Annotated in this window: 24 protein-coding genes; 20 read left to right on the forward strand and 4 right to left on the reverse strand. The window is 55.4% G+C overall.

What is annotated here, in order from left to right; translation table 11 throughout:
• Nucleotides 1–53: 53 nt before the first annotated feature.
• Nucleotides 54–791, forward strand: coding sequence for a tRNA1(Val) (adenine(37)-N6)-methyltransferase (locus AB6731_RS20165; RefSeq protein ID WP_020882999.1), 738 nt, complete (start codon nucleotides 54–56; stop codon nucleotides 789–791).
• Here the strand turns inward: AB6731_RS20165 and nadB are convergent.
• Complete coding sequence (gene nadB / locus AB6731_RS20170; protein WP_371006728.1) at nucleotides 776–2,395, reverse strand: L-aspartate oxidase; 1,620 nt, start codon at nucleotides 2,393–2,395, stop codon at nucleotides 776–778. The two genes, AB6731_RS20165 and nadB, sit on opposite strands and share 16 nt — an antisense overlap.
• Before the next feature lie 423 nt (nucleotides 2,396–2,818).
• Between nadB and rpoE the strand changes: the two genes are divergently transcribed.
• From rpoE to acpS, 11 genes are all read left to right on the forward strand, one after another.
• The gene (gene rpoE, locus AB6731_RS20175) at nucleotides 2,819–3,394 is read left to right on the forward strand and encodes an RNA polymerase sigma factor RpoE (protein ID WP_006176728.1); all 576 of its coding nucleotides are present in this window, start codon (nucleotides 2,819–2,821) and stop codon (nucleotides 3,392–3,394) included.
• A 31-nt stretch (nucleotides 3,395–3,425) separates the two neighbouring features.
• Nucleotides 3,426–4,076 carry an anti-sigma-E factor RseA gene (rseA, locus tag AB6731_RS20180; RefSeq protein WP_025203448.1) on the forward strand — a complete coding sequence of 217 codons (651 nt, stop codon included), beginning with the start codon at nucleotides 3,426–3,428 and terminating at the stop codon, nucleotides 4,074–4,076.
• On the forward strand, nucleotides 4,076–5,029 hold the full coding sequence (rseB, locus tag AB6731_RS20185; RefSeq protein WP_047955969.1) for a sigma-E factor regulatory protein RseB: 954 nt from the start codon (nucleotides 4,076–4,078) through the stop codon (nucleotides 5,027–5,029). Before rseA ends, rseB begins: the two co-directional genes overlap by 1 nt.
• Complete coding sequence (gene rseC / locus AB6731_RS20190; protein WP_014171217.1) at nucleotides 5,026–5,502, forward strand: SoxR-reducing system protein RseC; 477 nt, start codon at nucleotides 5,026–5,028, stop codon at nucleotides 5,500–5,502. The genes rseB and rseC overlap by 4 nt, the downstream gene beginning before the upstream one ends.
• A gap of 185 nt (nucleotides 5,503–5,687) precedes the next feature.
• Complete coding sequence (gene lepA, locus AB6731_RS20195) at nucleotides 5,688–7,487, forward strand: translation elongation factor 4 (protein ID WP_014171216.1); 1,800 nt, start codon at nucleotides 5,688–5,690, stop codon at nucleotides 7,485–7,487.
• Between the two features lie 15 nt (nucleotides 7,488–7,502).
• On the forward strand, nucleotides 7,503–8,477 hold the full coding sequence (gene lepB, locus AB6731_RS20200) for a signal peptidase I (RefSeq protein ID WP_371006729.1): 975 nt from the start codon (nucleotides 7,503–7,505) through the stop codon (nucleotides 8,475–8,477).
• A gap of 222 nt (nucleotides 8,478–8,699) precedes the next feature.
• Nucleotides 8,700–9,380: a ribonuclease III gene (gene rnc / locus AB6731_RS20205; RefSeq protein ID WP_003860711.1), complete on the forward strand. Its 681-nt coding sequence runs from the start codon at nucleotides 8,700–8,702 to the stop codon at nucleotides 9,378–9,380.
• A complete protein-coding gene (gene era / locus AB6731_RS20210; RefSeq protein WP_014171212.1) occupies nucleotides 9,377–10,282 on the forward strand; it encodes a GTPase Era in 906 nt (301 codons plus the stop codon). The genes rnc and era overlap by 4 nt, the downstream gene beginning before the upstream one ends.
• Before the next feature lie 11 nt (nucleotides 10,283–10,293).
• Nucleotides 10,294–11,001 carry a DNA repair protein RecO gene (recO, locus tag AB6731_RS20215; RefSeq protein WP_014171211.1) on the forward strand — a complete coding sequence of 236 codons (708 nt, stop codon included), beginning with the start codon at nucleotides 10,294–10,296 and terminating at the stop codon, nucleotides 10,999–11,001.
• A gap of 77 nt (nucleotides 11,002–11,078) precedes the next feature.
• Nucleotides 11,079–11,810, forward strand: coding sequence for a pyridoxine 5'-phosphate synthase (gene pdxJ, locus AB6731_RS20220; protein WP_014171210.1), 732 nt, complete (start codon nucleotides 11,079–11,081; stop codon nucleotides 11,808–11,810).
• The gene (gene acpS, locus AB6731_RS20225) at nucleotides 11,810–12,190 is read left to right on the forward strand and encodes a holo-ACP synthase (protein WP_014171209.1); all 381 of its coding nucleotides are present in this window, start codon (nucleotides 11,810–11,812) and stop codon (nucleotides 12,188–12,190) included. Before pdxJ ends, acpS begins: the two co-directional genes overlap by 1 nt.
• Here the strand turns inward: acpS and AB6731_RS20230 are convergent.
• Entirely contained in the window at nucleotides 12,187–12,447 is a 261-nt protein-coding gene (locus AB6731_RS20230; protein WP_020883006.1) for a YfhL family 4Fe-4S dicluster ferredoxin, read from the reverse strand. The genes acpS and AB6731_RS20230 overlap by 4 nt on opposite strands.
• A 56-nt stretch (nucleotides 12,448–12,503) precedes the next feature.
• The gene (locus tag AB6731_RS20235) at nucleotides 12,504–13,352 is read right to left on the reverse strand and encodes a MurR/RpiR family transcriptional regulator (RefSeq protein ID WP_014171207.1); all 849 of its coding nucleotides are present in this window, start codon (nucleotides 13,350–13,352) and stop codon (nucleotides 12,504–12,506) included.
• Between the two features lie 118 nt (nucleotides 13,353–13,470).
• Here AB6731_RS20235 and murQ point away from each other — a divergent pair, with 118 nt between their 5' ends.
• The 4 genes from murQ to tadA are packed head-to-tail and all read left to right on the forward strand — an operon-like array spanning nucleotide 13,471 to nucleotide 16,940.
• Nucleotides 13,471–14,364 carry an N-acetylmuramic acid 6-phosphate etherase gene (gene murQ, locus AB6731_RS20240; protein ID WP_014171205.1) on the forward strand — a complete coding sequence of 298 codons (894 nt, stop codon included), beginning with the start codon at nucleotides 13,471–13,473 and terminating at the stop codon, nucleotides 14,362–14,364.
• An 11-nt stretch (nucleotides 14,365–14,375) separates the two neighbouring features.
• Nucleotides 14,376–15,737: a PTS transporter subunit EIIC gene (locus AB6731_RS20245; RefSeq protein ID WP_371006730.1), complete on the forward strand. Its 1,362-nt coding sequence runs from the start codon at nucleotides 14,376–14,378 to the stop codon at nucleotides 15,735–15,737.
• A gap of 3 nt (nucleotides 15,738–15,740) precedes the next feature.
• Nucleotides 15,741–16,376 carry a phosphatidylglycerophosphatase C gene (gene yfhb, locus AB6731_RS20250; protein ID WP_371006732.1) on the forward strand — a complete coding sequence of 212 codons (636 nt, stop codon included), beginning with the start codon at nucleotides 15,741–15,743 and terminating at the stop codon, nucleotides 16,374–16,376.
• 24 nt (nucleotides 16,377–16,400) lie between these two features.
• Nucleotides 16,401–16,940 (forward strand): tRNA adenosine(34) deaminase TadA, encoded by a 540-nt coding sequence (tadA, locus tag AB6731_RS20255; protein WP_020883010.1) that lies wholly within the window; start codon nucleotides 16,401–16,403, stop codon nucleotides 16,938–16,940.
• On the opposite strand, the gene mltF is transcribed toward tadA, so the two are convergent.
• The gene (mltF, locus tag AB6731_RS20260) at nucleotides 16,828–18,378 is read right to left on the reverse strand and encodes a membrane-bound lytic murein transglycosylase MltF (protein ID WP_371006733.1); all 1,551 of its coding nucleotides are present in this window, start codon (nucleotides 18,376–18,378) and stop codon (nucleotides 16,828–16,830) included. The two genes, tadA and mltF, sit on opposite strands and share 113 nt — an antisense overlap.
• Before the next feature lie 267 nt (nucleotides 18,379–18,645).
• Between mltF and purL the strand changes: the two genes are divergently transcribed.
• From purL to glrR, 4 genes are all read left to right on the forward strand, one after another.
• On the forward strand, nucleotides 18,646–22,533 hold the full coding sequence (gene purL, locus AB6731_RS20265; RefSeq protein WP_068794874.1) for a phosphoribosylformylglycinamidine synthase: 3,888 nt from the start codon (nucleotides 18,646–18,648) through the stop codon (nucleotides 22,531–22,533).
• Nucleotides 22,534–23,067: 534 nt separating this feature from the next.
• Entirely contained in the window at nucleotides 23,068–24,495 is a 1,428-nt protein-coding gene (gene qseE, locus AB6731_RS20270; protein WP_025203453.1) for a two component system sensor histidine kinase QseE/GlrK, read from the forward strand.
• Between the two features lies 1 nt (nucleotide 24,496).
• Nucleotides 24,497–25,246, forward strand: coding sequence for a two-component system QseEF-associated lipoprotein QseG (gene qseG, locus AB6731_RS20275; RefSeq protein ID WP_014171197.1), 750 nt, complete (start codon nucleotides 24,497–24,499; stop codon nucleotides 25,244–25,246).
• Nucleotides 25,243–26,580: a two-component system response regulator GlrR gene (glrR, locus tag AB6731_RS20280; protein WP_014171196.1), complete on the forward strand. Its 1,338-nt coding sequence runs from the start codon at nucleotides 25,243–25,245 to the stop codon at nucleotides 26,578–26,580. The genes qseG and glrR overlap by 4 nt, the downstream gene beginning before the upstream one ends.
• Nucleotides 26,581–26,636: the final 56 nt, after the last annotated feature.

Raw genomic sequence — 26,636 nt, forward strand, 5'->3', positions numbered from 1 at the left:
CCACTTCGCTTTCCCCTATGCTACTCCAGTTTCACTTAGAAGGTTGCCCTGACATGTCTCAACTCAAAGCGCAGTTGCGCCGCGATGGTTTTACGTTTAAACAATTTTTTGTCGCTCACGATCGCTGTGCCATGAAAGTCGGTACAGACGGTATTTTACTGGGTGCCTGGGCACCTGTCGCAGGTGTAAAGCGTATTCTGGATATTGGGACGGGCAGCGGGCTGTTGGCGCTGATGCTGGCGCAACGTACCGAAGCGCATGTCACCATAGATGCGGTGGAGCTGGATGCGCAGGCGGCAGAGCAGGCGAGTGAAAATACGGCTGAATCTCCGTGGGCCGCCCGGATTAACGTTGAATGTGCAGATGTGCTCGACTGGACGCCGGAGCAAACCGCGCGTTACGACCTGATTGTCAGTAATCCTCCCTACTACGCGCCCGGTGTTGAGTGCGGAACGCCTGAGCGTGAACAGGCCCGTTATACCGGCTCCCTCGACCATAAGGCGCTGCTGATCAGTGCCGCAGAGCTTATTTCAGAAGAGGGGTTTTTCTGCGTGGTTCTGCCAGAAAGCACCGGCAATGCGTTTATTGGCATAGCGCAAGAGATTGGCTGGAAATTACGTTTACGCACCGATATTGCAGATACCGAAGGGCGATTGCCGCACCGTGTGCTGCTGGCGCTCTCACCCAAAGAAGGTGAATGCTTTAACGACCGAATGGTGATCCGTGGGCCAGACCAGCGTTATTCCGAAGATTACACCGCTCTGACCCAGGCGTTTTATCTGTTTATGTGAACCTGCGGGGAGAGGATCGACGGGCCGGACTCGGCCAGTTGATCGGGGTAGTCGAGGGTATAGTGCAAACCGCGGCTCTCTTTGCGCATCATCGCGCAGCGAACAATCAATTCGGCAACCTGAACCAGATTGCGCAGCTCCAGCAGATTATTGGATACGCGGAAATTGGCATAATATTCATCGATTTCCTGCTGCAGCATCGTGATACGGCGTAATGCGCGTTCAAGACGTTTCGTGGTCCGCACAATCCCGACGTAGTCCCACATAAACAGCCGCAGTTCGTGCCAGTTATGCTGAATAACGACCAGCTCATCCGGGTTCTCCACGCGGCTTTCATCCCAGGCAGGCAGGTTTTCAGTCTGACGGGCGTAAGGCATGCGCTTCGTGATATCTTCCGCGGCAGACCAGCCGTAAACCAGACACTCCAGCAATGAGTTCGACGCCATCCGGTTCGCGCCATGAAGCCCGGTATAACTTACTTCACCGATAGCATACAGGCCATCCACATCGGTGCGACCGTGCTCGTCAACCATTACGCCCCCGCAGGTATAGTGGGCGGCAGGCACGATGGGCACCGAATCGCGGGTTAAATCAATCCCCAGACCCAGCAGCTTTTCGTAGATCATCGGGAAATGCTGGCGGATAAACTCTGCCGGCTTATGGCTGATGTCCAGATACATGCAGTCCACGCCAAGACGCTTCATTTCATGGTCGATGGCGCGGGCAACGATATCGCGCGGTGCCAGCTCGCCCCTGGGGTCAAAGTCCGGCATAAAGCGGGAGCCGTCAGGACGTTTCAGGTATGCGCCTTCACCGCGCAGGGCTTCCGTCAACAGGAAATTACGCGCCTGAGGATGGAACAGGGCGGTCGGGTGAAACTGGTTGAATTCAAGGTTTGCCACGCGACAACCGGCGCGCCAGGCCATGGCGATCCCGTCTCCGGAGGCAATATCGGGGTTGGTGGTATACTGATACACTTTGGATGCACCGCCAGTCGCCAGCACCACGGCCTTCGCCTGACAGGTCTCAACCTTCTCTTTATTGCGATTCCAGACCCAGGCGCCCACGACACGACGCGTACCCGGAAGGCCAATCTTGTCGGAAATAATCAGGTCAACGGCATTGCTGCGCTCAAGGACCTGAATGTTAGGATGGCTGAGGGCTTTGCTGACCAGTGTGGTTTCGACTTCTTTACCGGTAGCGTCTGCGGCATGCAGGATACGGCGGTGGCTATGCCCGCCTTCGCGGGTCAGGTGGTAACTCTCTTCACCGTTTGGCTGCACCTGTGTATCAAATAATACGCCCTGATCGATCAACCACTGCACGCAATGACGGGCATTACTGGCCACAAACTCTGCGGCATGTGCATCCACGATCCCGGCCCCGGCAATCAGCGTATCGTCGACATGCGACGCAATGCTGTCTGTCTCATCAAACACGGCGGCAATACCGCCCTGGGCATAAAACGTAGAACCTTCACTTATCGGCCCTTTGCTCAGAACGATAACGCTCTGATGTTCGGCCAGACGCAGTGCCAGGGAGAGACCGGCAGCGCCGCTACCGATGATCAGTACATCACAATGCAGTTCAGGTGTTGTGTTCATGATTTTGTTTAATTTACTAAACAGTGTTTGGTCAGAATAGCATCCGAATGCGAGATATCGCACGTTTTTTTTGATGTGAGTTGTAACCGCTAAACTCGAGGCGGAGGATTAAAACCACGTAAAAGAAAGAAAATATTTTGCGAAGCAGATCGTTAGCGTCAGATTTTGTGGTGAAATAAAGACTGGGTTGCGTTACTCTTCTGGCGGGAAAAGAGATGTTTCTTGTCATAAAGTGGTGCGTATCGTGAACAGACTTATAATGAGAGAAAATGAACAGTCTGCGGCGCGATGAACAAAAACAAAGGCGTTACGGAACTTATTGAAGATCAGACACTCTAATTCGGTGCTTGCTCAAAGTGCGGTTTTTTAAGAGTGGCGTTTCGATAACGCGTGGAATTTAGGTTTGGGGAGACATTACCTCGGATGAGCGAGCAGTTAACGGACCAGGTCCTGGTTGAACGGGTCCAGAAGGGAGATCAGAAAGCCTTTAACTTACTGGTGGTACGCTACCAGCATAAGGTGGCGAGCCTGGTTTCCCGCTATGTACCGTCAGGCGATGTGCCTGATGTAGTACAAGAGTCTTTTATTAAGGCCTATCGCGCGCTGGATTCATTCCGGGGAGATAGTGCTTTTTATACCTGGCTGTACCGTATTGCGGTCAATACGGCAAAGAATTATCTGGTCGCTCAGGGCCGCCGTCCGCCTTCAAGTGATGTGGACGCAATCGACGCCGAAAACTTCGAAAGTGGCGGTGCGCTGAAAGAAATTTCGAACCCTGAGAACTTAATGTTGTCAGAAGAACTGAGACAAATCGTTTTTCGCACGATCGAGTCGCTCCCGGAAGATTTACGCATGGCAATTACGTTACGGGAGTTGGATGGTCTGAGCTATGAAGAGATAGCCGCCATCATGGATTGTCCGGTCGGCACGGTACGTTCACGTATTTTCCGTGCGCGAGAAGCAATTGATAATAAAGTTCAACCGCTTATCAGGCGTTGACGATAGCGGGATACTGGAAAAGGTATTAGGCATGCAGAAAGAAAAACTTTCCGCTTTAATGGATGGTGAAACGCTGGATAGTGAGCTGCTCAACGAGCTGTCTCATTCTCCCGAAATGCAAGAGACCTGGGAGAGTTACCATCTCATCCGTGACACCCTTCGCGGTGACACCGGCGAGGTTCTCCATTTCGATATCTCAGCTCGCGTGATGGCGGCCATTGAAAATGAGCCTGTCCGTCAGACCACTCCGCTGATTCCTGAAGCTCAACCTGCGCCTCACCAGTGGCAGAAAATGCCGTTCTGGCACAAGGTGCGTCCGTGGGCCAGCCAGCTCACCCAAATGGGTGTGGCTGCATGCGTATCGCTTGCAGTTATCGTTGGCGTCCAGCACTATAATACTCAGTCTGAAACTAATCAGCAGCCAGAAGCGCCAGTGTTCAACACACTGCCGATGATGGGCAAAGCCAGCCCGGTAAGTTTGGGTGTTCCGGCTGATGCATCCGCCAGCGGCGGTCAGCAACAGCAGGTTCAGGAGCAACGCCGTCGCATCAATGCGATGTTGCAGGATTACGAGTTGCAGCGTCGTCTGCACTCTGAACAGCTTCAGTTTGAGCAGGCACAAACCCAGCAAGCGGCTGTGCAGGTGCCCGGAAACCAAACTTTAGGAACGCAATCGCAGTAATGAAGCAACTTTGGTTCGCCATGTCTCTGATGGCGGGTAGCCTGTTCTTCTCTGCCAACGCCTCGGCTGATGTTTCATCCGGGGCGTTGTTGCAGCAAATGAATCTGGCCAGCCAGTCACTCAATTACGAGTTGGCATTTATCAGTATCAATAAGCAGGGCGTCGAGTCGTTACGATACCGCCATGCCCGTCTTGATAACCAGCCGCTCGCCCAGCTTTTACAGATGGATGGCCCGCGTCGGGAAGTTGTCCAGCGTGGTAACGAAATCAGTTATTTCGAACCCGGTCTGGAGCCTTTCACGCTGAATGGCGATTATATCGTCGATTCTCTGCCATCGCTTATCTACACCGACTTCAAACGTCTTGCGCCTTACTATGATTTCATTTCGGTAGGGCGTACGCGCATTGCGGACAGACTGTGCGAAGTAATCCGCGTTGTTGCCCGTGACGGAACGCGCTACAGCTATATCGTCTGGATTGACGCCGAAACCAAGCTGCCAATGCGTGTAGACCTGCTTGACCGTGATGGTGAAACGCTGGAGCAGTTCCGCGTTATCTCCTTTAGCGTGAACAATCAGGTGGGTAATAGTATGCAGAATCTGGCGAAAGCCAGCCTGCCGCCGCTGCTTTCGGTACCGGCGGGTGATTCCGTCAACTTCAACTGGGTTCCTTCCTGGATCCCGCAAGGGTTTAGCGAAGTCTCCAGCAGCCGTCGACAACTGCCAACCATTGAAACACCGGTTGAATCGCGTCTTTATTCCGATGGTTTGTTCAGTTTCTCGGTGAACATTAACCGCGCATCGGCAAACAGTTCTGAACAAATGCTTCGTACCGGACGCAGGACGGTCAGCACCACGGTTCGCGATAACGCAGAGATCACCATTGTGGGTGAATTACCGCCACAAACGGCGAAGCGTATTTCCGACAGCATTAAATTCAGGACTGCACAATGATTAAAGAGTGGGCTACGGTCGTATCGTGGCAGAATGGCATTGCGCTGGTGAGCTGTGATGTTAAGGCCTCATGCAATAGCTGTGCTTCCAGAGCCGGTTGCGGTAGCCGCGTGCTGAATAAGCTCGGGCCGCAAACCTCGCATACCATTTCCGTGCCAAGCGATCGGCCGCTGATGGTGGGGCAAAAGGTGGAGCTGGGAATTGCAGAAGGTAGCTTGCTCACGTCCGCCATGCTGGTTTATCTCTCTCCGCTGGTGGGGCTGTTTGTTATGGGCGGCGTATTCCAGATGCTGTTTGGTACCGATGTGGCCGCCATGTGTGGTGCGGCATTGGGCGGCGTAGGGGGATTCTGGCTGGCCAAAGCTCTCTCCCCGAAGCTTGCCGCACGCGAAGAGTGGCAGCCTGTTATTCTCAGCGTTGGGCTGGCACCCGACCAGCTTCGTGTTGAGACGCTCTCTTCTGAGGCCCGGTGATCCATCGGGCTTTGTCCTTTTTTACGTCCTAAAACAGAAAACGTCATTTCTTCACGCTATACCTGGCGCTAAGTACATTTCCAGGTAACGGGGATGTAGTGTAGAATGCGGCGTTTTCGCACTGAAAAACGTCAGGCTAAGAACAGCGGCCTCCAGGAATTCGTAAGGCATAATTATTTAACTATATGAAGAACATACGTAACTTTTCGATCATTGCTCACATTGACCACGGTAAGTCGACGCTGTCTGACCGTATTATCCAGATTTGCGGTGGCCTGTCTGATCGTGAAATGGAAGCCCAGGTTCTGGACTCCATGGACCTGGAACGCGAACGCGGTATCACCATCAAAGCGCAGAGCGTTACGCTTGATTACAAAGCGGCTGATGGCGAAATCTACCAGCTGAACTTTATCGACACCCCAGGCCACGTTGACTTCTCCTATGAAGTTTCACGCTCGCTGGCGGCCTGTGAAGGCGCGCTGCTGGTTGTGGATGCCGGGCAGGGCGTTGAAGCCCAGACTCTGGCAAACTGCTACACCGCGATGGAAATGGATCTCGAGGTTGTGCCGGTTCTGAACAAAATTGACCTGCCAGCTGCCGATCCTGAGCGCGTAGCGGAAGAGATTGAAGATATTGTCGGCATCGACGCGACCGATGCGGTGCGCTGCTCCGCTAAAACAGGCGTGGGCGTGACCGACGTGCTGGAACGCCTGGTGCGTGATATCCCGGCACCAGAAGGTGACCCGGATGCCCCGCTGCAGGCGCTGATCATCGACTCCTGGTTTGATAACTACCTGGGCGTTGTCTCACTGGTGCGTATTAAAAACGGCACCATGCGTAAAGGCGACAAAATCAAGGTAATGAGTACTGGCCAGGTTTACAACGCTGACCGTCTGGGTATCTTCACGCCAAAACAGGTTGACCGTACCGAGCTGAAATGTGGCGAAGTAGGCTGGCTGGTCTGCGCCATTAAAGACATCCTCGGCGCGCCAGTGGGCGATACCCTGACCGGTGCACGTAACCCGGCAGACAAAGCGCTGCCAGGCTTTAAAAAGGTTAAACCGCAGGTTTACGCGGGTCTGTTCCCGGTCAGCTCTGACGACTATGAAAACTTCCGTGATGCGCTCGGCAAGCTGAGCCTCAACGATGCTTCCCTGTTCTATGAACCAGAAAGCTCTACGGCGCTGGGCTTCGGCTTCCGCTGCGGCTTCCTTGGTCTGCTGCACATGGAGATCATCCAGGAGCGTCTGGAGCGTGAATACGATCTGGATCTGATCACCACTGCACCGACCGTTGTGTACGAAGTGCAGACCACCAACAAAGAGATCGTCTACGTCGATAGCCCGTCCAAGCTGCCGCCGCTGAACAATATCGAAGAACTGCGCGAGCCCATTGCAGAGTGTCATATGCTGCTGCCGCAGGAGTTCCTGGGTAACGTTATTACGCTGTGTATTGAGAAGCGTGGCGTACAGACCAACATGGTTTACCACGGTAATCAGGTTGCGCTGACGTACGAAATCCCTATGGCGGAAGTGGTCCTCGACTTCTTCGATCGTCTGAAGTCTACCTCTCGTGGCTATGCGTCACTGGATTACAACTTCAAACGCTTCCAGGCGTCTAACATGGTGCGTGTGGACGTGCTGATTAACGGCGAGCGTGTGGATGCGCTGGCACTGATCACTCACAACGACAATGCGCCATACCGTGGCCGTGAGCTGGTTGAGAAGATGAAAGAGCTGATCCCGCGTCAGCAGTTTGATATCGCGATTCAGGCCGCCATCGGTAACCACATTATTGCCCGTTCTACTGTGAAACAGCTGCGTAAAAACGTTCTGGCGAAATGCTACGGCGGTGACGTCAGCCGTAAGAAAAAGCTGCTGCAGAAACAGAAAGAAGGTAAGAAGCGTATGAAGCAGGTCGGTAACGTCGAACTGCCGCAGGAAGCATTCCTTGCCATCCTTCATGTTGGTAAAGACGGCAAATAACCCTAAGGAGTTGGCATGGCGAACATGTTTGCCCTGATTCTGGTCATTGCTACCCTGGTGACAGGTTTGTTGTGGTGTCTGGATAAGTTTATTTTCGCCCCAAAACGCCATGAACGTCAGGCTGCCGCACAGGCAGCCACTGGCGATGGGCTGGACGCGAAAACCCTGAAGAAAGTCGGCCCGAAACCGGGCTGGCTGGAAACCGGGGCATCGGTATTTCCGGTGCTGGCGATTGTGCTGGTTGTCCGCTCGTTTATTTACGAGCCGTTCCAGATCCCGTCTGGTTCAATGATGCCAACGCTGCTGATTGGCGATTTTATTCTGGTTGAGAAGTTTGCCTACGGGATTAAAGATCCGATCTACCAGAAAACGCTGATCGAAACCGGTCATCCGAAACGTGGCGACATCGTGGTGTTTAAATACCCGGAAGATCCGCGTCTGGATTACATCAAGCGTGCAGTGGGTCTGCCGGGTGATAAAGTCACCTACGATCCGGTGGCGAAAGAAGTTACCGTTCAGCCTAGCTGCAGCTCCGGTACCGCGTGTGAAAACGCGCTGCCAATCACTTACTCAAACGTTGAGCCAAGTGATTTTGTGCAGACCTTTGCTCGCCGTAACGGCGGTGAAGCGACCAGCGGTTTCTTCCAGGTGCCCAAAGGCGAGACCAAAGAGGACGGTATTCGCCTGGTTGAACGTAAAGAGACGCTGGGTGATGTGACCCACCGTATCCTCACCGTGCCAATCGCGCAGGATCAAGTGGGGATGTACTACCGGCAGCCGGGCCAACAGCTGGCCAGTTGGATCGTACCACCGGGACACTACTTCATGATGGGTGATAACCGCGATAATTCCGCGGACAGCCGTTACTGGGGCTTTGTGCCGGAAGCGAATCTGGTAGGTAAAGCGACCGCTATCTGGATGAGTTTTGAGAAGCAGGAAGGCGAATGGCCGACCGGCGTTCGCCTGAATCGTATCGGCGGGATCCATTAATTCTCATTAAATGAACGCGTAGCCGCGTTAATTAGCGGCTACGTGAATTATTTCAGCGATAAATCTCTTTGGACTAACGACATCCCCTGTCGTTGTGTATAGAATATTCCCCCGAAGTTTAAGGTTGGCCCTGCAAGGGTGCCACGGCACACGAAACCGCGTTGGTCTTCTCAGGTCGGTTTCGTGTGCTGCATTTTTGACGCATTCATTTACTGGTATCGCATGAACCCCATCGTAATTAATCGGCTTCAACGGAAGCTGGGCTACACTTTTCATCATCAGGAGTTGTTGCAACAGGCATTAACCCACCGCAGTGCCAGCAGCAAGCATAATGAGCGCCTCGAGTTCCTGGGTGACTCTATTTTAAGTTTCGTGATCGCGAATGCGCTTTATCATCGTTTCCCACGTGTGGACGAAGGTGATATGAGCCGCATGCGCGCGACGCTGGTTCGGGGTAATACCCTGGCGGAAATCGCTCGTGAATTTGAACTGGGCGAATGTCTGCGACTTGGGCCGGGTGAACTGAAAAGCGGCGGCTTCCGTCGTGAATCTATTCTTGCCGACACGGTCGAAGCATTAATTGGTGGTGTGTTCCTGGACAGCGATATTCAGACCGTAGAAAAGCTGATCCTTAACTGGTATCAAACCCGTCTGGACGAAATCAGTCCGGGCGATAAACAAAAAGATCCGAAAACGCGTCTGCAGGAATATTTGCAGGGTCGCCACCTCCCGCTGCCATCCTATCTGGTGGTGCAGGTGCGGGGTGAAGCGCACGATCAGGAATTTACCATCCATTGCCAGGTCAGTGGCCTGAGTGAACCGGTGGTCGGCACAGGTTCTAGCCGTCGTAAGGCTGAACAGGCTGCCGCCGAACAGGCGTTAAAAATGCTGGAGCTGGAATGAGCGAAGAAAAAACATATTGCGGGTTTATTGCCATCGTCGGACGTCCGAACGTTGGCAAATCTACCCTGTTGAATAATCTGCTTGGGCAGAAAATTTCCATTACTTCCCGTAAGGCGCAGACCACGCGTCACCGCATCGTCGGTATCCACACGGAAGGCGCCTATCAGGCGATCTACGTTGATACCCCGGGCCTGCACATGGAAGAGAAGCGCGCCATCAACCGCCTGATGAACAAGGCGGCGAGCAGCTCGATTGGCGACGTAGAGCTGGTGATTTTCGTGGTGGAAGGCACCCGCTGGACGCCTGACGACGAAATGGTGCTGAACAAACTGCGCGACGGTAAAACGCCGGTGATCCTTGCGGTCAACAAAGTGGACAACGTGCAGGAAAAAGCCGATCTGCTGCCGCACCTGCAGTGGCTGGGAAGCCAGATGAACTTCCTTGATATCGTCCCGCTGTCTGCCGAGACCGGTCTGAACGTCGATACTATCGCAGGCATCGTGCGCAAACATCTGCCGGAAGCGATTCATCACTTCCCGGAAGATTACATCACCGATCGTTCTCAGCGCTTTATGGCCTCTGAGATCATCCGTGAAAAACTGATGCGTTTCCTTGGCGCGGAACTGCCGTACTCCGTAACGGTTGAGATTGAACGTTTTCAGACCAACGAACGCGGCGGCTATGACATCAACGGCCTGATCCTCGTTGAGCGCGAAGGGCAGAAGAAGATGGTGATCGGCAACAAAGGTGCCAAGATCAAAACCATCGGCATTGAAGCGCGCAGAGACATGCAGGACATGTTTGAAGCCCCGGTTCACCTTGAACTGTGGGTGAAGGTGAAATCAGGCTGGGCCGATGATGAGCGTGCATTGCGCAGCCTCGGTTACGGCGACGACGTCTAAGACTGAACATCGTGGATGGATGGCAGCGTGCCTTTGTCCTCCATAGCCGTCCGTGGAGCGAGACCAGCCTTATGCTGGACGTTTTCACGGAAGAGTCGGGCCGTGTGCGCCTTGTTGCTAAAGGCGCACGTTCCAAACGCTCCGGCCTGAAGGGCGCCTTACAGCCTTTCACTCCGCTGCTGGTACGCTTCGGCGGGCGTGGGGAAGTCAAAACCCTGCGCAGTGCCGAAGCCGTCTCTCTGGCGCTCCCCCTTTCTGGTATCACGCTGTACAGCGGTCTCTATGTCAACGAACTCATCTCACGTGTTCTGGAGCATGAGACTCGCTTCTCTGAACTTTTCTTTGATTACCTGCACTGTATCCAGGCGCTGGCCGGCGCTACCGGTACGCCCGAACCTGCCCTGCGTCGTTTTGAGCTGGCGCTGCTTGGACACCTGGGCTATGGGGTCGATTTTTTGCATTGTGCAGGGAGCGGAGACGAGGTAGAGGATGCGATGACCTATCGCTACCGTGAAGAAAAAGGCTTTATCGCCAGCGTCGTGATAGATAACAGCACCTTTACCGGGCGACAGCTTAGAGCGCTGTATGCGCGTGAGTTTCCCGATCAGGATACCCTTCGCGCAGCAAAACGCTTTACCCGGATTGCGCTCAAGCCGTATCTTGGCGGCAAGCCCTTAAAGAGCCGCGAATTGTTCAGGCAGTTTATGCCGAAACGTTAACGTATCAGACCCTCGCTCCAGCCCTCTCACTGAGGGAGAGGGAGGCAGGGACACGAACTAAAATACCGAGGATTGTCATGGCTGAATTACTGTTAGGCGTCAACATTGATCACATCGCCACGCTGCGTAATGCACGCGGCACGGCTTATCCCGATCCGGTTCAGGCGGCGTTCATCGCTGAGCAGGCTGGCGCCGATGGCATTACCGTTCACCTGCGTGAAGACCGCCGTCATATTACCGACCGCGATGTGCGTATTCTGCGTCAGACGCTGGACACCCGCATGAACCTGGAGATGGCGGTCACGGAAGAGATGCTGACGATTGCCTGCGAGACGAAGCCGCATTTCTGCTGCCTGGTACCGGAAAAACGTCAGGAAGTGACCACCGAGGGGGGCCTGGACGTGGCGGGTCAACGCGACAAAATGCGTGATGCCTGCAAGCGTCTGGCTGAGGCAGGTATCCTGGTCTCTCTGTTCATCGACGCCGATGTAGCACAGATCAAAGCGGCTGCCGAAGTGGGCGCGCCCTATATTGAAATTCATACCGGCTGTTACGCTGATGCGAAAGACGAAACTACGCAGGCCAAAGAGCTGGAGCGTATCGCCAATGCGGCCACCTATGCCGCGAGCCTGGGTCTGAAAGTTAACGCCGGGCATGGCCTGACCTACCATAACGTCAAGGCTATTGCAGCCCTGCCAGAAATGCATGAGCTGAATATCGGCCACGCTATTATTGGCCGTGCGGTAATGAGTGGCCTGAAAGAGGCGGTCTCAGAAATGAAACGCCTGATGCTGGAAGCGCGTCAGTAATGGCTATTCTGGGCTTAGGCACCGATATCGTTGAAATAGCCCGCATTGAAGCGGTGATCGCCCGTAGCGGCGATCGCCTGGCACGACGCGTGTTGAGCGATAACGAATGGGCCATCTGGGAGACGCATCAGCAGCCGGTACGTTTTCTGGCCAAGCGCTTTGCCGTCAAAGAGGCGGCAGCCAAAGCCTTCGGCACCGGTATTCGTAACGGTCTGGCGTTTAATCAGTTTGAAGTGTTTAACGATGAGCTGGGTAAACCGCGCCTGCGTTTATGGGGTGAGGCGCAAACGCTGGCAGAGAAACTCGGCGTAAATCACATGCACGTGACGCTCGCCGATGAACGCCACTACGCCTGCGCGACGGTGATTATCGAAAGTTAAAGTTTGTCCGCGTGATGCAGCAGGACAAACTTATCCCAAAGCTGCTCTTCGCTCTCGACGTGTGCCGGATCCTTCAGGATGGTATTGGGGATTGGGCACACTTTCTGACAGGTCGGCGTTTCGTAGTGGCCGATGCATTCAGTGCAGCGGTCGCTGTTAATCTCATAAATGCTCTCGCCCATCGAAATCGCCTGGTTCGGGCATTCCGGTTCGCACATATCGCAATTGATGCATTTTTTGGTGATTAACAGCGCCATCAGGAAATTCTCAGAAACAACACAAACAGGGCGGGCATTATACGCTCATTACCTGTTCAAACCAGTTTTTTTACCAGCTCTTCACTGTGCCGGATACGCTCTGGCGCGTGCTCCAGATCCTGTTGCACCAGGGCCATAAACAGCAGGTCGGTCAACATCATTTGCGCACTTGTCGAGGAGATCGCCGCGCTGCGCGTGGCCTGCTCTTCCGCGATAGTATATAAACAGCGCGTAGCCCGCTGCTGCAGCGCGTTGGGAGTAAACCCGGTGATGGCCAGAATCTTACCGCCTACGCGTAAGGCTTCATCGGTAGCCATATTGATCTCGCGGCGTTCGCCGGAATAGGAGATCGCCAGCAGCAGATCGTTAGCATCCATCGCCTGCACGGTCGCCAGCAGGGCGTGCATATCCTGCTCGACAATGGCGTTGTAACCTATTTTTGTCAGCTTCCAGCCAAAGTTACGTGCCACCAGTCCGGACGCGCCTATCCCGGTCAAAATAATACGTCGCGCTGCACGCAGCATCGCCACGCTTTCCAGTAATTTTTCTTCGGTATTCACATCAAGGGTGGCATGCATGGCCGCGACATTCTCTTTGATGAGCTTCTCTCCCACCAGACGCATCGGGTCATCGCCACGAATCTGATTATGCACCGGCATCGACTGCGGATTGGGGTTACTCACCAGCGCTTCGCTAATCGCCAGCTTGAGAGCCGGGAAGCCTTTAAAGCCAATCTTCTGGGCAAATTTCACCACGCTCGACTGACTCACTCCGGCCTCACTCGCCAGCTGCTGCGAGCTGAGATGGCGGGCATGGTCGGGTTGAGAGAGCAGAAAATCCGCCAGCTTTTTATCGCTTTGAGCAAAGCCTGCATAGCGCTGGCGAATGCGAATTAAACAGTTCATAGGTTCTCCTGGCGAAATTGTGATTGTCTGCGCAAATACGAATTTTGCTCGCCTGAATGAATTTTATATTCCATTATAGTGAGATTATTATGAATTAAAAATTCTTGAGGTACAAAAGATGAATCTTGGCTCACTTGTTTCTGAAACGCGTAACCCACAAACCATGGATCTGGATGCGCTCAGCACCCTGGAGCTGGTTAACCGTTTTAATCAACAGGATACGCTGGTCGCGCAGGCAGTGAAAGAAACATTACCGGAGGTGGCGAAAGCCGTCGATGCGGCGGCGGAAGCACTGAAGGCCGGTGGTCGCATTATCTACATGGGCGCCGGAACCAGCGGGCGTCTTGGTGTGCTGGATGCCTCTGAATGCCCGCCAACGTTTGGTGTGCCGCACGGTCTGGTGGTCGGGTTGATTGCTGGCGGCCCTGGCGCGCTGCTGAAAGCCGTGGAAGGAGCGGAAGACAACAAACAGCTCGGCGAGGATGACCTGAAGGGGCTAAATCTGACCGCTCAGGATCTGGTTGTTGGGCTGGCGGCCTCCGGGCGTACGCCGTACGTTATCGGCGGTCTGGAGTATGCCAACAAGACGGGCTGCACCACGGTGGCGATTTCCTGTAATCCTGGCTCGCCGATTGCGCAGGTCGCTGCTATCGCTATCTCTCCGGTTGTCGGCCCGGAAGCGTTAACCGGCTCTACGCGTCTGAAATCCGGCACCGCGCAAAAGCTGGTGCTCAACATGATCTCCACTGGCGCGATGGTGAAGTTTGGCAAGGTTTATCAGAACCTGATGGTGGATATGCAAGCGACCAACGTCAAGCTGGTGGACAGAGCCTGCCGTATGGTCATGGAGGCGACGGGAGCAAGCCGCGAAGAGGCGGAAGCGGTACTGAAACAGACCGATCACGATGTTAAACCGGCCATTCTGATGATCCTGAGCGGACTGGACGCTGCGGCCGCCAGAGCAAGGCTCAATGCCCATAACGGGTTCTTACGGGCGGCATTAGAAAACTAACAGAGGCGTGTATGGACAAAACAGCAGCGCTCGCCAGCGATATCCTGCAGGGGATCGGTGGGGAAAAAAATATTCAGCGTCTGGAAAACTGCATGACGCGCGTGCGCGTCGAGGTGCATAACGACGAGCAGCTTGATGTGCCGCGTCTGAAGCAGCTTTCCGGCGTGAGTGGTTACGTTAAACAGGGGCAACAGCACCAGCTGATTGTCGGGCCGGGAAAGGCGGCGCAGGTTGTGGATGCCATGCGTGCGCTGATGGTCGGCGGCGAAAGCGTGGCGATCGATGACGTCGAACGTACGAAGGTGCAGGCAAAGGCCCGATACAAAGCCCCCATGAGCGATGCGCTGCGACAACTGGCCAACGTCTTTATTCCGCTGATCCCGGCGTTTATTGCCTCTGGCTTAATCACCGGGATCATCAATATTCTTAAGCGTCCGGATATCGTAGGGGACTTCGCGACCCAGTATCCTAATTTATTAGGCATTCTCGGGATTTTCGGCAGCGCCGTGTTTGCCATTATGAACATTCTGGTGGGGGTCAACACCGCGAAGGTCTTTGGCGGCTCGCTGGCCATGGGCGGGGTGATGGCAGGTATTCTGTCCAGCCCACAACTGGCGCAGATAACCCTGTTTGGTGAGGCGCTCCAGCCTGGCCGCGGCGGGGTGATTGCCGTGCTGCTGGTGGTCATCCTGATGTGCTGGATCGAGAAGAAACTGCGCACCCTCCTGCCTGGATCAATTGAGCTGATCCTCAATCCACTGTTAACGACGTTGATCACCGGCAGCGTGGCTATTGTGGCGTTGCAACCGCTGGGAGGCTGGATCTCTGAGGCCATCGCCCATGGCGCATCGCTGGCTATCGATCGCGGCGGTCTGTTAGTGGGTGCCGTGCTGTCAGGCACCTTCTTGCCGCTGGTACTGACCGGTCTGCATCAGGGGCTGGTGCCGATCCACGTCGAGCTGGTGCAGGCGCACGGTTACAACGCGCTGCTGCCCATCCTGTCGATGGCTGGCGTGGGGCAGGTCGGGGCGGCGATTGCCGTACTGATGAAAACCCGCAACGCGCGGCTGAAAAAAGTGATCAAAGGTGCGCTGCCGGTCGGATTACTCGGAATTGGCGAGCCGCTGATTTTCGGCGTCACGCTGCCGCTGGGGAAACCGTTCCTCGGTGCCTGCCTGGGAGGGGCGGTAGGCGGAGCGCTGATCAGCTACTGGAAAGTGGCAACGGTGATCACCTTTGGGATCTCCGGGCTGCCGCTGGCGCTCACCATCGTGACCGGAAAAGTTATGCTCTATCTGTTAGGCTATCTGGTAGCGGTGATCGCCGGGTTCCTGTTTACCTGGCTGTTAGGATTCAACGATCCAGAGGAGTAAGGTTTGGCAAATCACGAGCGTCGCGTTGTTTTTTTCGACCTGGACGGTACGCTGCATCAGCAGGATATGTTTGGTACGTTTATGCGCTACCTGCTGCGGCGTCAGCCTTTGAATGCGCTGCTCGTATTACCACTCTTACCCGTTATTGGCATTGCGCTGTTGCTAAAAGGTCGGGCAGCGCGCTGGCCAATGAGCCTGTTGCTCTGGGGCTGTACCTTTGGACGCAGCGAAGCGCGGCTTAAACAGCATCAGCAGGATTTTGTGCACTGGTTTCGCGGGCATGTGACCGCGTTTCCGGTTGTTCAGGCAAGGCTCACCAGCTATCTCGACGCGAACGATGCCGACATCTGGTTGATTACCGGATCCCCGCAAGCGCTGGTGGAACAGGTCTATTATGATACCCCGTGGCTGCCGCGGGTGAATCTTATCGCCACGCAAATTACCCGCGGCTACGGTGGATGGGTACTGACCATGCGCTGCCTGGGACATGAAAAGGTGGTGCAACTGGAGAAGCGAATCGGTACGCCACTGCGTCTTTACAGCGGCTACAGCGACAGCAAGCAGGACAACCCGCTGCTCTATTTTTGCCAGCATCGCTGGCGCGTCACGCCCGCAGGCGAACTTCAGCAACTCGAATAGTCTTATCTTTAGCGGGTGTGTATAATGCCGCCCGCTTTTAGACTGGAGTATCAACCGTTGTGCAACCCTGAACGCGATCATGAATACTGGATGCGCCATGCGCTTACGCTTGCCCAGCGCGCCTGGGACGAGGGGGAAGTGCCCGTGGGTGCTGTGCTTGTCCACAATAACCAGGTGATAGGGGAAGGGTGGAACCGCCCGATTGGCCGTCACGATCCGACTGCGCACGCTGAAATCATGGCCCTTCGTCAGGGCGGAATGGTGCTGCAAAACTATCGTCTGCTTGATACCACGCTGTATGTCACGCTTGAGCCGTGCGTTATGTGTTCCGGCGCGATGGTGCATAGCCGTATCGGCACGCTGGTCTTTGGCGCGCGGGATGAAAAAACCGGAGCGGCCGGTTCGCTGATGGACGTACTGGGACACCCGGGAATGAACCACCAGGTGCAGACTATCGGTGGGGTACTTGCACCAGAGTGTGCGGGGCTATTAAGTGATTTCTTTCGAATGCGCCGTCAGCAGAAAAAGCAACAAAAGGCAGAATTGAAGTTGTCGGGCGAGTAAGTTCGTCCGGTGCCACCACCGGATAACTCCGGGCCAGCTGATTTGCTTCTGCCGCCTCTTTTTCCTTCTCCAGCAGATAACCCACCAGGCTAATCTGATATTTACGGATATTTTCCACGTAGGCGTAGGCTTCATGCCCGCGCGCGTAACCGTAGGTCAGCTTGTTGTACCACGGCTTCTGGCTCAGCAGAGGCAGGCGCTGTTTTACGTCTGACCAGCTGTCCGGGTTACCTTTCGTTTTCGCCGTCAGCGCGCGCGCGTCAAGCATGTGCGCGTAACCCATGTTGTAGGCTGCCAGCGCAAACCAGATCCGTTCCTCTTCAGGCACCGTCTCCGGCACTTTGCCCATCATATCCTGCAGATACCGTGCGCCGCCGCTGATGCTCTGTTCTGCATCGGTACGGTCGGTCAGCCCAAGGCTCTGAGCGGTATTTTTAGTGAGCATCATTAAGCCGCGAACGCCAGTGGGCGAGGTGGCCTGAGTATCCCAGTGGGATTCCTGATAAGAGATCGCTGCCAGTAATCGCCAGTCGATCTCCTGGGCATACTTCTCAAATAACGGCTGCAGGTCTGGCAGCACGCTATCGACTGCGCGCAAGAAGCTTCGGGTGTCGACGTAATCAAAATCGTCACCGTGGCCGAGGTATTTCTCTTCCAGACGCGCCAGCGTACCGTCTTCATTGATGGTGTTGAAGAAATCGAGCATCGCCGCAGAGAGGGTCTGATCGTCATCAAGCTGGCTAAACCAGGTCACCGGCTGTTCGTCTGTCACGTCCAGCGCCACCGCGATTTCGGGATGTACACGCTGGAAAAGGCTGATCGCGACCGAATCAGCGATGGTGTAGGGCAGTTTTTTATCTTTTACCTGGTCCAGCAGCTCAGTCGTACCGAGCTTAGGATCAACGGTCCAGCTCAGGTCCGGGAATTTCTTCTCCTTGAGCTCACGCAGATCGTCAATCACGACGTGACCCGGGGCGATGGTCAGCTGTTGTGCATTAATCGCGGCCAGCGTTCGCGGGCGCAGGCTCCCGACCCGGTAGACCAGCTGTTGCGAAACGGAGTAGTAGGTTGGGCCTGGCTGATAGTTCTTGCTGCGCTCGCTGTTGTACACCAGCCCGGCCGCAAGGATATCGGCATCGTTGTTATCCAGGTCATCAAACAGCTGGCTGATATTCTGACGGACGGTAATTTTAAGCTTCACGCCAAGATAGTCGGCAAACTGTTGCGCCAGTTCATAATCCAGGCCAATCGTTTTGCCGTTAATGTCGCTGTAAATCAGCGGCGAGTTAAGGGTACTGACGCGCAATTCCCCCCGCTCCTGTATGGCGGCGATACGGTTTTCGGCTTTACCGAACCAGGGGATGGAAGGCCAGAGGGCCACTGCCAGCAGCAACGTTACAATGCCGATGAGCAGATAATTAATCTTTAATTTTTTCAATTAGTTAATTCTCTGCGACGCCGGGTGCCTCAGTATGCTGTAGCCATGTTAAGAATAAGGTTTGCCATTGAATGAGCGGCATTTTGCGTAAAGTTACGCCACTTGGCAACAAATTAGAGAGAGAGGTCACATCTATTGTTAAACGTAAACGTTGATTTTATTTCGACGCAAACGGTTTCGTCGACGCTCAGGATTCTCTATAATGACGCCCGTTTTCCCCCCTTGCGCACACTGTAAGCGCCCCGGCGCTTCGAAGACGAGAGACTTATGATGGAAATTCTGCGTGGTTCGCCTGCACTGTCTGCCTTCCGTATCAATAAACTGCTGGCACGTTTTCAGGCAGCCGACCTTCCGGTAAGCAATATTTACGCTGAGTATGTCCATTTTGCTGACCTGAATGCACCCCTGAATGCAGAGGAGCGAGTACAGCTGGAACGCCTGCTCAAATATGGTCCAAGCCTGAGCAGCCATACGCCAACCGGCAAACTGATCCTTGCGACGCCTCGTCCAGGCACCATCTCCCCCTGGTCTTCCAAAGCCACCGACATCGCCCACAACTGTGGTCTGAACCAGATTAACCGTCTGGAGCGCGGCGTGGCGTACTACGTTGAAGCGTCTACCCTGACCGATGCGCAGTGGCAAACCGTTGCCGCTGAGCTGCACGATCGCATGATGGAGAGTGTCTTTGCCTCTCTGGACGATGCGCAGAAACTCTTCTCCCACCATCAGCCTGCGCCGGTACAGAGCGTCGATTTGCTGGGGCAGGGCCGTCAGGCGCTGATTGACGCCAACCTGCGTCTCGGTCTGGCACTGGCAGAAGACGAAATTGACTACCTGCAGGATGCGTTTGTTAAGCTGAACCGCAACCCGAACGACATCGAACTTTACATGTTCGCTCAGGCAAACTCTGAGCACTGCCGTCACAAGATTTTCAACGCCGACTGGATTATCGACGGTGAAGAGCAGCCGAAGTCGCTGTTCAAAATGATCAAAAACACCATGGAAAAAACGCCTGACCACGTGCTGTCTGCCTACAAAGACAACGCCGCGGTGATGGAAGGTTCTGACGTGGGCCGCTTCTTCGCCGATCGCGAAGCAGGGCGCTATGATTTCCATCAGGAGCCGGCGCATATCCTGATGAAAGTCGAAACGCATAACCACCCGACGGCGATCTCGCCGTGGCCGGGTGCGGCGACCGGGTCTGGCGGGGAAATCCGCGACGAAGGCGCAACCGGACGGGGTGCTAAACCAAAAGCCGGTCTGGTGGGTTTCTCCGTCTCCAACCTGCGCATCCCGGGCTTTGAGCAGCCGTGGGAAGAGGATTTCGGCAAGCCGGAACGTATTGTGACCGCGCTGGATATCATGACCGAAGGCCCACTGGGCGGGGCGGCGTTCAACAATGAATTTGGACGTCCTGCGCTGAACGGTTACTTCCGTACCTACGAAGAGAAAGTGGAGAGCCACAACGGCGAAGAGCTGCGCGGCTATCACAAACCGATCATGCTGGCTGGCGGAATCGGTAACATTCGCGCCGATCACGTGCAAAAAGGCGAGATCGTAGTCGGTGCGAAGCTGATCGTCCTGGGTGGCCCGGCTATGAACATCGGCCTGGGCGGCGGGGCTGCCTCCTCTATGACCTCCGGTCAGTCTGATGCGGATCTCGATTTTGCATCCGTACAGCGTGATAACCCGGAGATGGAACGCCGTTGCCAGGAGGTCATTGACCGCTGCTGGCAGTTGGGTGATGCCAACCCCATCCTCTTTATTCACGACGTAGGCGCGGGCGGTCTGTCCAACGCCATGCCGGAGCTGGTCAGTGACGGTGGCCGTGGCGGTCGCTTCAACCTGCGCGACATCCTGAGTGATGAGCCAGGCATGAGCCCGCTGGAAATCTGGTGTAACGAATCCCAGGAACGTTATGTTCTGGCCATCGCTGCCGATCAGCTGCCGCTGTTTGACGAGCTGTGCCGCCGCGAGCGTGCCCCATATGCTGTCATCGGTGAAGCGACCGAAGCGCTGCACCTGTCCCTGAGCGACACCCATTTCGACAACCAGCCGATCGATCTGCCGCTGGACGTGCTGCTTGGCAAAACGCCGAAAATGACCCGCGACGTTGAGACCCGTAAAGCAGCTGGCAAAGCGCTGGATCGTCAGGGCATTACCGTGGCTGACGCGGTCAATCGCGTTCTGCACCTGCCGGCCGTGGCGGAGAAAACCTTCCTGGTCACCATCGGCGACCGTACCGTGACCGGTATGGTGTCGCGCGATCAGATGGTTGGCCCGTGGCAGATCCCGGTGGCTAACTGTGCCGTCACCACCGCGAGTCTCGACAGCTACTACGGTGAAGCGATGGCGCTGGGCGAACGTACCCCGGTCGCTCTGCTGGACTTCGCCGCGTCTGCTCGCCTTGCCGTTGGTGAAGCGCTGACCAACATTGCCGCAACGCAGATTGGCGACATTAAACGTATCAAACTTTCCGCGAACTGGATGGCCGCAGCGGGCCACCCGGGCGAAGATGCGGGCCTGTATGAAGCCGTGAAGGCGGTGGGGGAAGAGCTCTGCCCGGCACTTGGCCTGACCATTCCGGTGGGTAAAGACTCCATGTCGATGAAGACCCGCTGGCAGGAGGGTAACGAGCAGCGCGAGATGACCTCTCCGCTGTCGCTGATCATCTCCGCGTTTGCCCGCGTAGAAGACGTGCGCCATACCGTGACGCCACAGCTGGTGACTGAAGATAACGCCCTGCTGCTGATTGACCTGGGTAAAGGCCATAACGCGCTGGGAGCGACCGCGCTGGCGCAGGTTTATCGTCAGCTGGGTGATAAGCCGGCAGATGTGCGTGATGTGGCGCAGTTAAAAGGTTTCTACGACGCCATCCAGGCCCTGGTGGCACAGCGTAAACTGCTGGCCTACCACGACCGTTCCGACGGTGGCCTGCTGGTTACTCTGGCTGAGATGGCCTTCACCGGCCACTGCGGCGTTGAAGCGAACATCGCGACGCTGGGCGAGGATCGTCTGGCGGCGCTGTTTAACGAAGAGCTGGGCGCGGTGATTCAGGTGCGTGCCGCAGATCGTGACGCGGTTGAAAGCGTACTGGCTCAGCACGGCCTGGCAGACTGCGTGCATTATCTGGGTAAAGCCGTGCAGGGCGACCGCTTTGTCATTGAAGCGGATGGCCACGCGGTGTTCAGCGAGAGCCGTTCTACCCTGCGTATGTGGTGGGCTGAAACCACCTGGCAGATGCAGCGCCTGCGTGACAACCCGGAGTGTGCCGATCAGGAACACAACGCGAAGGCTAACGACAACGATCCTGGCCTGAACGTGAAGCTCTCCTTCGACATCAACGAAGATATCGCCGCGCCGTACATTGCGACCGGCGCGCGTCCGAAAGTGGCCGTACTGCGTGAGCAGGGCGTCAACTCCCACGTTGAGATGGCTGCTGCCTTCTACCGTGCGGGCTTTGATGCCATCGACGTTCACATGAGCGACCTGCTGGCCGGGCGTACCGGTCTGGAAGATTTCCAGGCGCTGGTCGCCTGCGGTGGTTTCTCTTACGGCGACGTGCTGGGTGCAGGTGAGGGTTGGGCGAAGTCCATCCTCTTCAACAGCCGTGTCCGCGACGAGTTTGAAACCTTCTTCCACCGTCCGCAAACGCTGGCGCTGGGCGTATGTAATGGTTGCCAGATGATGTCCAACCTGCGCGAGCTGATCCCCGGTAGCGAAGCCTGGCCGCGCTTTGTGCGTAACCAGTCTGACCGCTTTGAAGCGCGTTTCAGCCTCGTGGAAGTGACCCAAAGCCCGTCTCTGCTGCTGCAGGGCATGGTAGGGTCGCAGATGCCAATCGCCGTTTCCCATGGCGAAGGCCAGGTTGAAGTGCGCGATGCAGCTCATCTGGCTCAGCTTGAAAGCAAAGGCCTGGTGGCGCTGCGCTTTGTCGATAACTTCGGCAAGGTGACAGAATCCTACCCGGCTAACCCGAACGGTTCGGTGAACGGTATCACTGCGGTGACCAGCGAAAGCGGTCGTGCGACCATTATGATGCCGCACCCGGAACGTGTGTTCCGTACCGTGAGCAACTCCTGGCACCCGGAAAACTGGGGCGAGGACAGCCCGTGGATGCGTATCTTCCGTAATGCGCGTAAACAGCTAGGTTAAGCGTACCGCTACTTCCACAGCAGGCCCGGTGCGCGAAAACGCCACCGGGCTTTTTTGTGCCTGTCGCAAAACCGCGACAATCCGCTATTCGTGGTGTCTCCAAAAGGAGACGTTTAACTCATTGAATTCTATAGGGTGTGGTGGGTTGTCGTTAAGGTGTTGCTTTTTAGCGACACTTAGCCTGGAAATCATTCAGCGGGCAATTAACGGCATAATTGCATAAAATAGATAAATATCAATAAGATAATTTATTGTTTTGCATTATGGCACGAGTGTTGCATAATATTAATCAGTGGCTCATTCACCTTCTTATGTCAGCCCCTTCGGGACGTGCTACATAAACTTCGAATGACGCACAAAAAGGTGCCTGCCGTCCAACTACTGATCATAGCGTTGCTTTATCAGGCCAGGGCGAAACGTCGAGTTAGGCACCGCCTCATTCCATGACAAAGCCGGGTTTTTACCCGGCTTTGTTGTATCTGAAGGGCAGACTCAGTTACGCTCTCCTCAAACCCCGATAAAGAGAGTAATGCGTTGAAACGCTGGCCCGTTTTTCCTCGTTCCCTGCGACAGCTTGTCATGATGGCCTTTCTGCTAATCCTGCTGCCTTTGCTGATCCTGGCATGGCAGGCGTGGCAGAGTCTCAACGCGCTGAGTGCGCAGGCGGCACTGACTAACCGCACGACGCTGATCGACGCCCGACGCAGTGAAGCGATGACTAACGCCGCGCTGGAGATGGAACGCAGCTATCGCCAGTACTGCGTGCTTGACGATCCTACTCTGGAAAAGGTCTATCAGAATCAACGTAAACGCTACAGTGAAATGCTGGACGCCCATGCAGGGGTGCTGCCGGACGATAAGCTTTATCAGGCGTTACGTCAGGATTTGAACGATCTGGCGCAACTGCAGTGTAAGAACAGTGGCCCGGATGCCGCAGCGGCTGCCCGTCTGGAAGCCTTTGCGAATGCCAATACCGAGATGGTGCAGTCTACCCGCACGGTTATCTTCTCTCGCGGGCAACAGCTGCAGCAGGAGATTGCGGAACGTGGCCAGTTCTTTGGCTGGCAGGCGCTGGTGCTGTTCCTCGTCAGCCTCGGTCTGGTTCTGCTTTTTACCCGCATGATCATCGGCCCGGTGAAGGGTATCCAGCGCATGATTAACCGCCTGGGCGAGGGTAAGTCTCTCGGGGATACGGTCGCCTTTAAAGGCCCGCGCGAGTTGCGCTCCGTTGGCCAGCGCATTATCTGGCTTTCTGAACGTCTGGCATGGCTGGAATCCCAGCGCCATCAGTTCTTGCGCCATATTTCCCATGAGCTTAAAACGCCGCTTGCCAGCATGCGCGAAGGAACGGAACTGCTGGCAGATGAAGTGGCGGGGCCGCTTACGCCCGAACAAAAAGAGATTGTCGACATCCTGGATGCCAGCAGCCGCAATCTGCAAAAGCTGATTGAGCAACTGCTGGACTACAACCGCAAGCTGGCGGATGGCGCGGTGGTGCTGGAAAACGTCGATATTGCGCCGCTGGTGGATATGGTGATCTCCGCCCATAGCTTGCCAGCAAGAGCTAAAATGATGCATACCGGGGTGGAGCTCAGTGAGCCAACCTGCCTCGCGGAACCGATGCTGTTGATGAGCGTTCTGGATAATCTTTACTCCAATGCGGTGCACTATGGTACTGAATCCGGTAACATTTATATCCGAAGTTATACGAATGGTTCACGGGTGTTTATTGACGTCGCTAACACCGGCACTCCAATCCCTGATGACGAAAAAACCATGATCTTTGAACCCTTTTTCCAGGGAAGTCATCAGCGGAAAGGGGCGGTAAAAGGAAGTGGGCTGGGCCTGAGTATTGCCCGGGACTGCATACGACGCATGCAGGGTGAGCTGAAAATTGCCACGGACGAACGGTCAGATGTTTGCTTCCGTATTGAACTGCCCCTGAGCCGGAAAAATCAATGAAATGAATCTATGCCTGGTGAGTATGTCACACGTCTTTTCCCGCGCCGTGCGCGCGGTGTTTTCCAGCAATATGTTTCGCCTGAGCCTGCCCTGTTTATTTCTGGCGGGCTGTGTTTCCCATGTGCCGCAAAGTGCGATTAGCGATAAACAACAAGATAAATGGCCAGATAATCAGCTGGCAGATTTCCTGTCGACCCGCTGTGACGACATCTGGAATCTGTCGGGGCATGACGTCGAGAGCAATCCGCTGTTCTGGCTACGTGGAATAGATTGCGCCCAGCGTCTGGCGCCGGTTGAGGCGCGCTCGCAAGCGGCGATGCTCAGTGACGATACCTGGCAGGACGCGTTCAAGCGTGGAATTTTACTCGCGGATGCGAAAATCACCCCCGTTGAGCGTCGCACCAACGTCACGCGGCTGGACACGTTTGTCGGAAATCTTCCGGCGCAGGTGCGCCCGGTGTATCAGCTCTGGCGTGATGGTCAGGCGTTGCAACTGCAGTTGTCTGAAGAGCGTTTTCGCTACAGCAAATTACAGCAATCCACCGACAGCGAGCTTGATACGCTGCGCCAGCAGGAGCAGCACTTGCGTGCTCAACTGGATACCACAACGCGCAAGCTTGAAAACCTGACCGACATCGAAAGACAGCTCTCGACGCGTAAACCGGCCGGAAATTATCTGCCTGACGCGCCAAAAGGGTCAGCCGCGACGCCAGACGGTGATGCGCAGAAACAAGAGGATGTGAAGCCATGACAAGCCGAAAACCTGCCCATCTCTTACTGGTGGATGACGATCCGGGGCTGTTAAAGCTGCTGGGGATGCGTCTGGTCAGTGAAGGCTACAGCGTGGTGACGGCGGAAAGCGGGCAGGAGGGGCTGAAAGTCCTGAGCCGCGAGAAGGTTGATCTGGTGATTAGCGACCTGCGAATGGATGAAATGGATGGCCTGCAGCTGTTCGCGGAGATCCAGAAGCAGCAGCCTGGCATGCCGGTGATCATCCTGACGGCGCACGGATCGATTCCGGATGCCGTTGCCGCGACGCAGCAGGGGGTATTCAGCTTCCTGACCAAGCCGGTAGATAAAGATGCCCTCTATAAGGCTATCGACAGCGCGCTTGAGCACGCGGCTCCGTCGAATGATGAAGCGTGGCGGGAGTCTATCGTCACCCGCAGCCCGATTATGCTGCGTCTGCTCGAACAGGCCCGGATGGTGGCGCAGTCAGACGTTAGCGTGCTGATTAATGGCCAGAGCGGTACCGGGAAAGAGATCCTTGCCCAGGCTATCCATAACGCCAGCCCGCGCAGCAAAAACGCCTTTATCGCGATTAACTGTGGTGCGCTCCCTGAACAACTGCTTGAGTCTGAACTGTTTGGTCATGCCCGCGGGGCGTTCACCGGGGCGGTGAGCAGCCGGGAAGGGCTTTTCCAGGCGGCAGAAGGCGGCACACTTTTCCTGGACGAGATTGGCGATATGCCGGCACCGCTGCAGGTCAAATTGCTGCGTGTTTTGCAGGAGCGAAAAGTGCGCCCCCTCGGCAGTAACCGCGATATCGATATTAACGTGCGTATCATTTCGGCCACGCACCGCGATTTACCAAAAGTCATGGCGCGCAACGAGTTTCGTGAAGATCTCTACTACCGTCTGAACGTGGTGAACCTGAAAATTCCGGCACTGGCCGAGCGGGCGGAAGATATTCCGCTGCTGGCAAACCATCTTTTGCGCCAGGCGGCCGATCGGCATAAGCCTTTTGTACGGGCGTTTTCCACCGATGCGATGAAACGGCTGATGGCTGCAAGCTGGCCGGGCAACGTGCGTCAGCTGGTGAACGTTATTGAACAGTGCGTGGCGCTGACCTCCTCACCCGTCATTAGCGACGCGCTGGTGGAGCAGGCGCTGGAAGGGGAAAACACCGCGCTGCCGACGTTTGCAGAAGCGCGTAATCAGTTCGAACTGAACTATCTGCGCAAGCTCCTGCAGATAACCAAAGGCAACGTAACCCATGCGGCGCGTATGGCCGGGCGCAACCGTACTGAGTTCTACAAGCTGCTCTCCCGCCATGAGCTGGAAGCAAACGATTTTAAAGAGTAGTACCGCAAAATCTGAATGAGTATGATACTGTGAGCAACCGATTACGAAGCAGCTTA

This window comes from Enterobacter sp. RCC_40, assembly GCF_041360735.1.
Lineage (GTDB): Bacteria > Pseudomonadota > Gammaproteobacteria > Enterobacterales > Enterobacteriaceae > Enterobacter > Enterobacter ludwigii.

Coding starts and splice junctions, on each gene's coding strand:
- acpS (WP_014171209.1), top strand. CDS start 11,810: ATGGCTATTCTGGGCTTAGGCACCGATATCGTTGAAATAGCCCGCATT.
- AB6731_RS20165 (WP_020882999.1), top strand. CDS start 54: ATGTCTCAACTCAAAGCGCAGTTGCGCCGCGATGGTTTTACGTTTAAA.
- rseC (WP_014171217.1), top strand. CDS start 5,026: ATGATTAAAGAGTGGGCTACGGTCGTATCGTGGCAGAATGGCATTGCG.
- qseG (WP_014171197.1), top strand. CDS start 24,497: ATGAATCTATGCCTGGTGAGTATGTCACACGTCTTTTCCCGCGCCGTG.
- rnc (WP_003860711.1), top strand. CDS start 8,700: ATGAACCCCATCGTAATTAATCGGCTTCAACGGAAGCTGGGCTACACT.
- rseA (WP_025203448.1), top strand. CDS start 3,426: ATGCAGAAAGAAAAACTTTCCGCTTTAATGGATGGTGAAACGCTGGAT.
- tadA (WP_020883010.1), top strand. CDS start 16,401: ATGCCGCCCGCTTTTAGACTGGAGTATCAACCGTTGTGCAACCCTGAA.
- AB6731_RS20245 (WP_371006730.1), top strand. CDS start 14,376: ATGGACAAAACAGCAGCGCTCGCCAGCGATATCCTGCAGGGGATCGGT.
- rpoE (WP_006176728.1), top strand. CDS start 2,819: ATGAGCGAGCAGTTAACGGACCAGGTCCTGGTTGAACGGGTCCAGAAG.
- AB6731_RS20235 (WP_014171207.1), bottom strand. CDS start 13,352: ATGAACTGTTTAATTCGCATTCGCCAGCGCTATGCAGGCTTTGCTCAA.
- rseB (WP_047955969.1), top strand. CDS start 4,076: ATGAAGCAACTTTGGTTCGCCATGTCTCTGATGGCGGGTAGCCTGTTC.
- nadB (WP_371006728.1), bottom strand. CDS start 2,395: ATGAACACAACACCTGAACTGCATTGTGATGTACTGATCATCGGTAGC.
- lepA (WP_014171216.1), top strand. CDS start 5,688: ATGAAGAACATACGTAACTTTTCGATCATTGCTCACATTGACCACGGT.
- glrR (WP_014171196.1), top strand. CDS start 25,243: ATGACAAGCCGAAAACCTGCCCATCTCTTACTGGTGGATGACGATCCG.
- purL (WP_068794874.1), top strand. CDS start 18,646: ATGATGGAAATTCTGCGTGGTTCGCCTGCACTGTCTGCCTTCCGTATC.
- era (WP_014171212.1), top strand. CDS start 9,377: ATGAGCGAAGAAAAAACATATTGCGGGTTTATTGCCATCGTCGGACGT.
- lepB (WP_371006729.1), top strand. CDS start 7,503: ATGGCGAACATGTTTGCCCTGATTCTGGTCATTGCTACCCTGGTGACA.
- AB6731_RS20230 (WP_020883006.1), bottom strand. CDS start 12,447: ATGGCGCTGTTAATCACCAAAAAATGCATCAATTGCGATATGTGCGAA.
- pdxJ (WP_014171210.1), top strand. CDS start 11,079: ATGGCTGAATTACTGTTAGGCGTCAACATTGATCACATCGCCACGCTG.
- murQ (WP_014171205.1), top strand. CDS start 13,471: ATGAATCTTGGCTCACTTGTTTCTGAAACGCGTAACCCACAAACCATG.